At 69.3% G+C, this 7,953-nt stretch carries 9 protein-coding genes; 7 read left to right on the forward strand and 2 right to left on the reverse strand.

Going from position 1 to position 7,953, the window contains the following annotated elements; genetic code table 11:
• The 7 genes from BZY54_RS46325 to BZY54_RS46355 all read left to right on the forward strand — a co-directional run.
• The coding region (locus tag BZY54_RS46325) for a 2-oxo-4-hydroxy-4-carboxy-5-ureidoimidazoline decarboxylase (protein WP_279634772.1) at positions 1 to 478 on the forward strand (478 nt) is incomplete at its 5' end.
• A gap of 149 nt (positions 479 to 627) precedes the next feature.
• Positions 628 to 1,008 carry a succinate dehydrogenase, cytochrome b556 subunit gene (gene sdhC, locus BZY54_RS46330; RefSeq protein ID WP_086731337.1) on the forward strand — a complete coding sequence of 127 codons (381 nt, stop codon included), beginning with the start codon at positions 628 to 630 and terminating at the stop codon, positions 1,006 to 1,008.
• A 5-nt stretch (positions 1,009 to 1,013) separates the two neighbouring features.
• Positions 1,014 to 1,496: a succinate dehydrogenase hydrophobic membrane anchor subunit gene (locus BZY54_RS46335; RefSeq protein WP_086731338.1), complete on the forward strand. Its 483-nt coding sequence runs from the start codon at positions 1,014 to 1,016 to the stop codon at positions 1,494 to 1,496.
• A 24-nt stretch (positions 1,497 to 1,520) separates the two neighbouring features.
• The gene (gene sdhA, locus BZY54_RS46340) at positions 1,521 to 3,275 is read left to right on the forward strand and encodes a succinate dehydrogenase flavoprotein subunit (protein WP_086731339.1); all 1,755 of its coding nucleotides are present in this window, start codon (positions 1,521 to 1,523) and stop codon (positions 3,273 to 3,275) included.
• Entirely contained in the window at positions 3,275 to 4,054 is a 780-nt protein-coding gene (locus BZY54_RS46345; RefSeq protein WP_086731340.1) for a succinate dehydrogenase iron-sulfur subunit, read from the forward strand. Before sdhA ends, BZY54_RS46345 begins: the two co-directional genes overlap by 1 nt.
• Before the next feature lie 146 nt (positions 4,055 to 4,200).
• Positions 4,201 to 4,611, forward strand: coding sequence for a VOC family protein (locus tag BZY54_RS46350; protein ID WP_086731341.1), 411 nt, complete (start codon positions 4,201 to 4,203; stop codon positions 4,609 to 4,611).
• 45 nt (positions 4,612 to 4,656) lie between these two features.
• Positions 4,657 to 5,376, forward strand: coding sequence for a TetR/AcrR family transcriptional regulator (locus BZY54_RS46355; RefSeq protein ID WP_086731342.1), 720 nt, complete (start codon positions 4,657 to 4,659; stop codon positions 5,374 to 5,376).
• 51 nt (positions 5,377 to 5,427) lie between these two features.
• On the opposite strand, the gene BZY54_RS46360 is transcribed toward BZY54_RS46355, so the two are convergent.
• Positions 5,428 to 6,969 (reverse strand): ABC transporter substrate-binding protein, encoded by a 1,542-nt coding sequence (locus BZY54_RS46360; RefSeq protein ID WP_244217673.1) that lies wholly within the window; start codon positions 6,967 to 6,969, stop codon positions 5,428 to 5,430.
• A 234-nt stretch (positions 6,970 to 7,203) separates the two neighbouring features.
• Positions 7,204 to 7,953: metallophosphoesterase (locus BZY54_RS46365; protein ID WP_143668349.1), on the reverse strand; the 750-nt coding region annotated here is incomplete at its 5' end.

Consider the following 7,953-nt stretch of genomic DNA (forward strand, 5'->3'; position numbering starts at 1 on the left):
CCGCCCCTACCCCGACCTGCCCTCGCTCCTCGCGGCGGCGGACGAGGCGGCGTACGACCTGGGTCCGGGCGACCTGACGGAGGCACTGCAGGGAGAGCCGCCGCCCGCGCTGCCCGAGAGCCCCTACGGCGCCGCCTCCACGGCACTGAGCGCCGCCTACGCCGCCTACGAGGCGCGATTCGGACACAAGTTCGTCATCTGCCTGCACGGCGTGGCCCCGGAGGAGGCCCTTGACCGGGTACTGGCCGCGCTCCGATCACGATTGGCGAACGATCCGGAGGACGAACGAACCGTCGCCGCGGAGGAACTCCGGCGCCTTGCCCGGGGACGGCTGGTGGAAGCGACGCAGGGCTGCGGGGCGCCGTCCCTCGGCGGTTCCGCCGCGGGACACGACCAGCCGCAACGCACACACGCCCGGCAATCGGGGCATCGGACCCGCCCTGTGACCGCCCCGGCTCACCCGTCCGTGCACCTTTGAGTGCCAGTTTGATCACACGAGGCAGGCCCCCTGCAAAGCTCGCGGCGACGCATCGCTACCATGCTGGGGGCCGGTGGACCGTACCCGGCCGGGCCCGACCGACAGTGAAGCCGGCGCGGCCCTAGTCCCCGCTCCCGGAGGGTTCTTCCGTGCCGGCTGGAACGCTGTACCGCGGCCGGGAAGGAATGTGGTCCTGGGTGGCTCACCGAGTCACCGGCGTCCTCATCTTCTTCTTCCTGTTCGTTCATGTGCTGGACACCGCGCTCGTCCGCGTGTCTCCCGAGACCTACGACAAGGTCGTGGCCACCTACAAGACGCCGGTCGTCGCCGTGCTGGAGTACGGCCTCGTCGCCGCCATCCTCTTCCACGCGCTCAATGGCCTTCGAGTCATCGCCGTCGACTTCTGGGCCAAGGGCGCCCGCTACCAGAAGCAGATGCTCTGGACCGTCGTCGGCGTGTGGGTCGTGCTCATGCTCGGGGCGATCTACCCCGTCCTCGGCCACGCCGCTCGAGTCGTCTTCGGGAGCTGACGCGCATGTCCACCACTGAAACCACCGCTGCCGGCATCGGCCCGGTCGAGGGTGCCGCCGGTTACAGCGTCGAGAACCCGGCGCCGATCATCGAGGCACCGCGCAAGCGCACCAAGAAGACCCCGAAGTCGACCCGGGGCAACTTCGAGCTGTACGGCTGGCTGTTCATGCGGCTGTCCGGCATCGTCCTGGTCGTCCTCGTCCTCGGCCACCTGCTGATCCAGCTCGTCCTGGACGGCGGCGTCTCCAAGGTCGGCTTCGCCTTCGTCGCGGGCCGCTGGGCCTCCCCGTGGTGGCAGGTCTGGGACCTGCTGATGCTGTGGCTGGCGATGCTGCACGGCTGCAACGGCCTGCGCACGGTCATCAACGACTACGCGGAGCGCGCCAACACCCGGCTGTGGCTGAAGGCGCTGCTCTACACCGCCACGGTGTGGACCATCCTCCTGGGCACGCTGGTGATCTTCACCTTCGACCCGAACATCCGCTAGGCCCCGGGACCGAGGTAAATCCTGATGAAGATCCACAAGTACGACACCGTCATCGTCGGCGCCGGTGGCGCCGGTATGCGTGCCGCCATCGAGGCGACCAAGCGCAGCCGCACCGCGGTCCTGACCAAGCTCTACCCCACCCGCTCCCACACGGGCGCCGCGCAGGGCGGCATGGCCGCCGCGCTCGCCAACGTGGAGGAGGACAACTGGGAGTGGCACACCTTCGACACGGTCAAGGGCGGTGACTACCTGGTCGACCAGGACGCCGCCGAGATCCTGGCGAAGGAGGCCATCGACTCCGTCCTCGACCTGGAGAGGATGGGCCTGCCGTTCAACCGGACCCCGAACGGCACCATCGACCAGCGCCGCTTCGGCGGTCACTCCCGCAACCACGGCGAGGCCCCGGTCCGCCGCTCCTGCTACGCGGCCGACCGCACCGGCCACATGATCCTCCAGACGCTGTACCAGAACTGCGTCAAGGAGGGTGTGGAGTTCTTCAACGAGTTCTACGTCCTCGACCAGCTGATCACCGAGGTCGACGGCGTCAAGCGGTCCGCCGGCGTCGTCGCCTACGAGCTGGCGACCGGCGAGATCCACATCTTCCAGGCGAAGGCCGTCATCTACGCCTCCGGTGGCTGCGGCAAGTTCTTCAAGGTCACGTCGAACGCGCACACCCTGACCGGTGACGGCCAGGCGGCCGTCTACCGCCGCGGGCTGCCGCTGGAGGACATGGAGTTCTTCCAGTTCCACCCGACCGGCATCTGGCGCATGGGCATCCTGCTCACCGAGGGTGCCCGCGGTGAGGGCGGCATCCTGCGCAACAAGGACGGCGAGCGCTTCATGGAGAAGTACGCGCCCGTCATGAAGGACCTGGCGTCCCGTGACGTCGTGTCCCGTTCGATCTACACGGAGATCCGCGAGGGCCGCGGCTGCGGTCCCGAGGGCGACCACGTGTACCTCGACCTGACCCACCTGCCGCCGGAGCAGCTGGACGCCAAGCTGCCGGACATCACCGAGTTCGCGCGCACCTACCTTGGCATCGAGCCGTACACCGACCCGATCCCGATCCAGCCGACCGCGCACTACGCGATGGGCGGCATCCCGACCAACGTCGAGGGTGAGGTCCTGGCGGACAACACCACCGTCGTCCCCGGCCTGTACGCGGCCGGCGAGGTCGCCTGCGTGTCCGTGCACGGCGCCAACCGCCTGGGCACCAACTCGCTGCTGGACATCAACGTCTTCGGCCGCCGGGCCGGCATCGCCGCCGCCGAGTACGCGAAGTCCGCGGACTTCGTCGAGCTGCCGGAGAACCCGGAGTCCCTCGTCGTCGAGCAGATCGAGCGGCTGCGCACCTCCACGGGCAACGAGCGGGTGGCGAACATCCGCCGCGAGCTCCAGGAGACCATGGACGCCAACGTCATGGTGTTCCGCACCGAGCAGACGATCAAGACGGCCGTCGAGAAGATCGCCGAGCTGCGCGAGCGCTACAAGAACGTGTCCATCCAGGACAAGGGCAAGCGGTTCAACACCGACCTCCTGGAGGCCATCGAGCTGGGCAACCTGCTCGACCTGGCCGAGGTCATGGCCACGTCGGCCCTGGCCCGCAAGGAGTCCCGCGGCGGTCACTACCGCGAGGACTACCCCAACCGCGACGACGTCAACTTCATGCGCCACACCATGGCGTACCGCGAGGTCGGCGCCGACGGGACCGAATCCATCCGTCTCGACTACAAGCCGGTCGTCCAGACCCGCTACCAGCCGATGGAGCGTAAGTACTGATGGCAACCCCTGTTCTGGACAAGGCGGACGCGGCCGGGCAGCCCGAGCCGGGATTCGCCGACTCCCCCTACATCACCGTCACCTTCCGGGTCCGCCGGTTCAACCCGGAGGTCTCGGCGGAGGCGACCTGGGAAGACTTCCAGATGGAGATCGACCCCAAGGAGCGCGTCCTCGACGGCCTGCACAAGATCAAGTGGGATCTGGACGGCACGCTGACGTTCCGCCGTTCCTGCGCGCACGGCATCTGCGGTTCGGACGCCATGCGGATCAACGGCAGGAACCGTCTGGCCTGCAAGACGCTGATCAAGGACATCAACCCCGAGAAGCCGATCACGATCGAGCCCATCAAGGGCCTGACGGTCCTGAAGGACCTGGTCGTGGACATGGAGCCGTTCTTCCAGGCCTACCGGGACGTGATGCCCTTCCTGATCACGAAGGACACCAACGAGCCGACCCGTGAGCGCCTGCAGTCGGCGGAGGACCGGGCGCGCTTCGACGACACGACGAAGTGCATCCTGTGCGCGGCCTGCACCTCCTCCTGCCCGGTGTTCTGGAACGACGGGCAGTACTTCGGCCCGGCGGCCATCGTCAACGCCCACCGCTTCATCTTCGACAGCCGTGACGAGGCGGGCGAGCAGCGGCTGGAGATCCTGAACGACAAGGACGGCGTCTGGCGCTGCCGCACCACCTTCAACTGCACCGACGCCTGCCCGCGCGGCATCGAGGTGACGAAGGCGATCGCGGAGGTCAAGCGGGCGCTGATCACGCGCCGCTTCTGAGGCCGGTCGCTTCCGGTACGTGCCTGTGGGCCCCGCTCCCCGTGGAGCGGGGCCCTCGGCGTCCTACGCCCGGGCGGGTGAGCTCGGGGCCGGTGTGCCGGGGTGTGGGCCGGGATGCCGGGCGGGTCCGTACCTAATCTGATCGCATGTCAGATGACGAGTCGTACGAGCTTCTCGGGTTCGACAACGTGCTGCTGCCCGTGGGCGATCTCGGCGAGGCCGTGGAGTTCTACGGGCGGGCCGGGTTCCCGGTGGCGTTCCGGCTGGACGAGGCGGGGATCGCCCTGCTGAAGGTCGGCGGCGAGACGCCGGGGCTCCTGCTGCGCCGGGAGGAGGCGCTCGGGCACCGGTCGCCGCCATGGGCCTCGCCGCGCGTCTGGCTGGAGGTCCCGGACGCCCGGGTCGCGGCGCACGAGCTGACGGCGGCCGGGATCGCCCTGCTCGACGAGCCGTCCGCCGCGGTGACCGGCTGGACGGTCGAGATCGCCGATCCCTGGGGCAACGTCCTCGGCTTCACGGACTACACCAAGCGCCGGGAGCTGGGCCGCCGTCCCTGAGACACCGTCCGCCGGACGACCGCCGGGCCTGACTAGGCTCTCCTCGTGCCCGAGAAGACCACCAGCAAATCCGAGCAGACCCGCGCCCTCATCCTGGAGACGGCCATGCGGCTGTTCCAGGAACACGGCTACGACAAGACGACCATGCGGGCCATCGCCAAGGAGGCCGGGGTCTCCGTCGGCAACGCCTACTACTACTTCGAGGGCAAGGAACACCTGATCCAGGGCTTCTACGACCGGATCGCCACCGAGCACCAGGAGGCGGTCCGGGAGGTCCTGGCCCGGGAGACCGACCTGGAGGCACGTCTCGCCGGCGTGCTGAAGGCGTGGCTGGACATCGCCACGCCGTACCACGAGTTCGCGGTGCAGTTCTTCAAGAACGCCGCCGACCCCGACAGCCCGCTCAGCCCCTTCTCCCCGGAGTCCGAGCACGCGCGCGCCGAGGCCATCAGCGTCCACAAGGAGGTGCTGCACGGCGCGAGGACGAAGGTGCCGGCGGAGCTGCGCGAGGTGCTGCCCGAGCTGATGTGGCTCGCCCAGATGGGGCTCGTCCTGTACTGGGTGTTCGACCGCACCGAGGGCCGCGAGCGCAGCTACCGGCTCGCCGAGCGCGGCGCGCGCCTCACCGCGCGGGGCGTGGCACTGGCCCGCTTCCGGGTGCTGCGCCCGCTCGTGCTGGAGGTGCACGAACTGTTCACGGACTTCCTGCCGGGCATGACGAAGATGCTGCCGGACCCGGTGGTCAAGGGGCGAAAGGGCGCTTGACCGTGATCGGGTGACGCGGTTCGAAGGGCCGGCCGGAAGAAGGCCGGCCGATCAGATCCAGCCCAGCTTCCACAGCCGGAACACGCCGGTGCCGTCGGAGAGGTACTGGCCGCCGCGGACGTCCTCGGTGGTGACGACGTACTCCTTCTGCTGCCACAGCGGGATCAGCGGGACGTCCTGCGCCACGTCCGACTGCAGGGTGCGGAAGTCCGCCGCCACGCGGCTGCGGTCGGCGTACTGCTGGCTGTCCGTGATGAGGTGGTCGACGGCCTTGTTGCTGTAGCCGGTGTTCATGCTGCTGCCGGTGCCGACGAGCGGGCCGCCGAAGGTGTCCGGGTCGGGGTAGTCGGCGACCCAGCCGACCGCGTACGCGTCGAGCTTGCCGCCCGCCCAGCGCTTCTGGAAGTCGGTCCACTCGTAGCCCTTGACGTCGACCTTGAACAGGCCGCTCGCCTCCAGCTGTCGCTTGATCTCCGCGGCCTCCTCGGCTCCCGCGCCGCGCCCCTCGCCGTAGCCGTAGGTGAAGCGCACCGGGATCGACACGCCGGCCTCGGTCAGCAACTTCCGCGCCTTCTTGGCGTCCTGGGCCGGATAGGCGTCGAAGAACGCCGTCGTGTGGCCCGTGATGCCCGCCGGGACCAGCGAGTACAGCGCGTCGACGGTCCCGTCGTACACGGAGCCGGCCAGCTGCTCGCGGTTGATCAGCCAGGCGACGGCGCGGCGGACGCGGGCGTCGTGCAGCGGTGAGGAGGCACGCGTGTTGAGGTACAGGTTGCGGGTCTCGGAGCTGTCGGACTCCGACACGCGCTGGTTGGGGTCGCTGGGGTTGAGCCCGGCGAGCACCTTCGGCGTCAGCGTGCGCGTGGCGACCTCGATCTGCTTGCCCTGCCAGGCCTTGTCGAGCGCGCTGCCCTCGGGGTAGTAACGCAGCTCGATCGGCCGCCCGGTGCCGTCGATGGCGCCCTTGTAGGAGCTGTTCGGCTGCATCGCGGCGCTCTTGCCCTTGGTGTAGCCCGTCAGGCGGTACGGCCCGGTGCCGTCGACCTGGCTGCCGGTGCGCAGCGCGTCCAGCGGGTAGCGGGTGCGGTCGACGATGGAGCCGGCCCCGGTGGCGACCTTGAAGGGGAAGGTGGCGTCCGGCGTGGACAGATGGAAGGTGACGGTCATGCCGTCGGCGTCCACCGAGCCGAGGGTGGACAGCAGGGGCGCCGGACCGACATCGGACTTGATCCTCTTGACGCGGTCGAAGGAGTACTTCACGTCCTCGGCGGTCATGGCGCGACCGCTCGGGAACTTCAGCCCCGGGCGCAGCTCGCAGCGGTAGGTGCGCAGTCCGCTGCCCACGAAGGCGCAGCTCTTGGCCGCGTCCGGCACGGGCGAGGCGCCGTCCGGCTCGAAGGTCAGCAGGGACTGGAACACGTTGCTGTACAGGGCCCAGGATCCGGCGTCGTAGGCGCCGGCCGGGTCGAGCGACGTGACGGCGTCCGTCGTACCGACGGTGATCGTCTCGTTCTTGTCGCCCTGTGACGGCAGCAGTTTCCAGCCGCCCACGCCCGCGATCGCAAGTACCAGCAGCGCCAACAGAATCCGCATGCGAACCGATCGCATCGGTGATGCCCTCCCCAGGCCCTGCGCGGGCCGCTGTGCATATGCCACACCCCTGAGCGGCGCGGCCACCTAATCACAGGTGTTTCGCCCCGGGGAAGAGGATTCTGGAGAGGATGAAAAGACGTTATGAAGAAGTGTTTTCAGTTTGTTTCACAGAAACTTCTCAGCCGGCCCGAGGGTTGCGAGGAATGTACCTTTCCTAGGCTTTTATCGACCCTGTCACGCCTGTCGGGAGGCCAGCTGGACGACGGTGATGTCGGACGGGGCACCCACGCGCGTGGGCGGCCCCCACGCCCCGGCACCCCGGCTGACGTACAACTGGGTGTCGCCGTACCGCTCCAGGCCCGCGACGGTGGGATTGGCGGCGGCCGCGATGAAGTTGCCCGGCCAGAGCTGACCGCCGTGGGTGTGACCGGACAGCTGGAGATCGACCCCGTGCCGGACCGCCTCGTGGATCTGCACCGGCTGGTGGGCCAGGAGCACGCAGGCGCGGGCCGGGTCCCGGTCGCCGAGCGCGCGCCCGAAGTCGGGTCCCTGCCCCTCGCTCTCGCCCTGCACGTCGTTGACACCGGCGAGGTCGAAGCCGGGCAGCTCGGTGCGGGCGTTCTCCAGGGGGTGCAGGCCGAGCCGCCGCACCTCCCGCACCCACTGCTCCGCGCCGGAGAAGTACTCGTGGTTGCCGGTCACGAAGTACGCCCCATGCCGCGCCCGGAGCTGCGCGAGCGGGGCTGCGGCCGGCCCGAGGTCCTTGACGCTGCCGTCCACCAGGTCGCCGACGACCGCGATGAGGTCGGGCTGGGTGGCGTTGACGGTGTCGACGACCTTCTGCGCGAAGCCCCGGCCGAGGGTCGGCCCGAGATGGATGTCGCTGACGACCGCGATCCGGAAACCGTCCGCGGACCGCGGGAGTTTCGCGAGCGGCACGGTGACCCGCTTCACCCGGGGTCCCCGCAGCACCCCGTACGTGCC

The sequence above is a fragment of the Streptomyces carpinensis genome, assembly GCF_002154505.1.
GTDB classification, from domain to species: domain Bacteria; phylum Actinomycetota; class Actinomycetes; order Streptomycetales; family Streptomycetaceae; genus Streptomyces; species Streptomyces carpinensis.

Excerpts from the sequence above, each read along its gene's own strand:
- BZY54_RS46335 (WP_086731338.1), top strand. The coding sequence starts at position 1,014 with ATGTCCACCACTGAAACCACCGCTGCCGGCATCGGCCCGGTCGAGGGT.
- BZY54_RS46350 (WP_086731341.1), top strand. The coding sequence starts at position 4,201 with ATGTCAGATGACGAGTCGTACGAGCTTCTCGGGTTCGACAACGTGCTG.
- BZY54_RS46360 (WP_244217673.1), bottom strand. The coding sequence starts at position 6,969 with ATGCGGATTCTGTTGGCGCTGCTGGTACTTGCGATCGCGGGCGTGGGC.
- sdhA (WP_086731339.1), top strand. The coding sequence starts at position 1,521 with ATGAAGATCCACAAGTACGACACCGTCATCGTCGGCGCCGGTGGCGCC.
- BZY54_RS46345 (WP_086731340.1), top strand. The coding sequence starts at position 3,275 with ATGGCAACCCCTGTTCTGGACAAGGCGGACGCGGCCGGGCAGCCCGAG.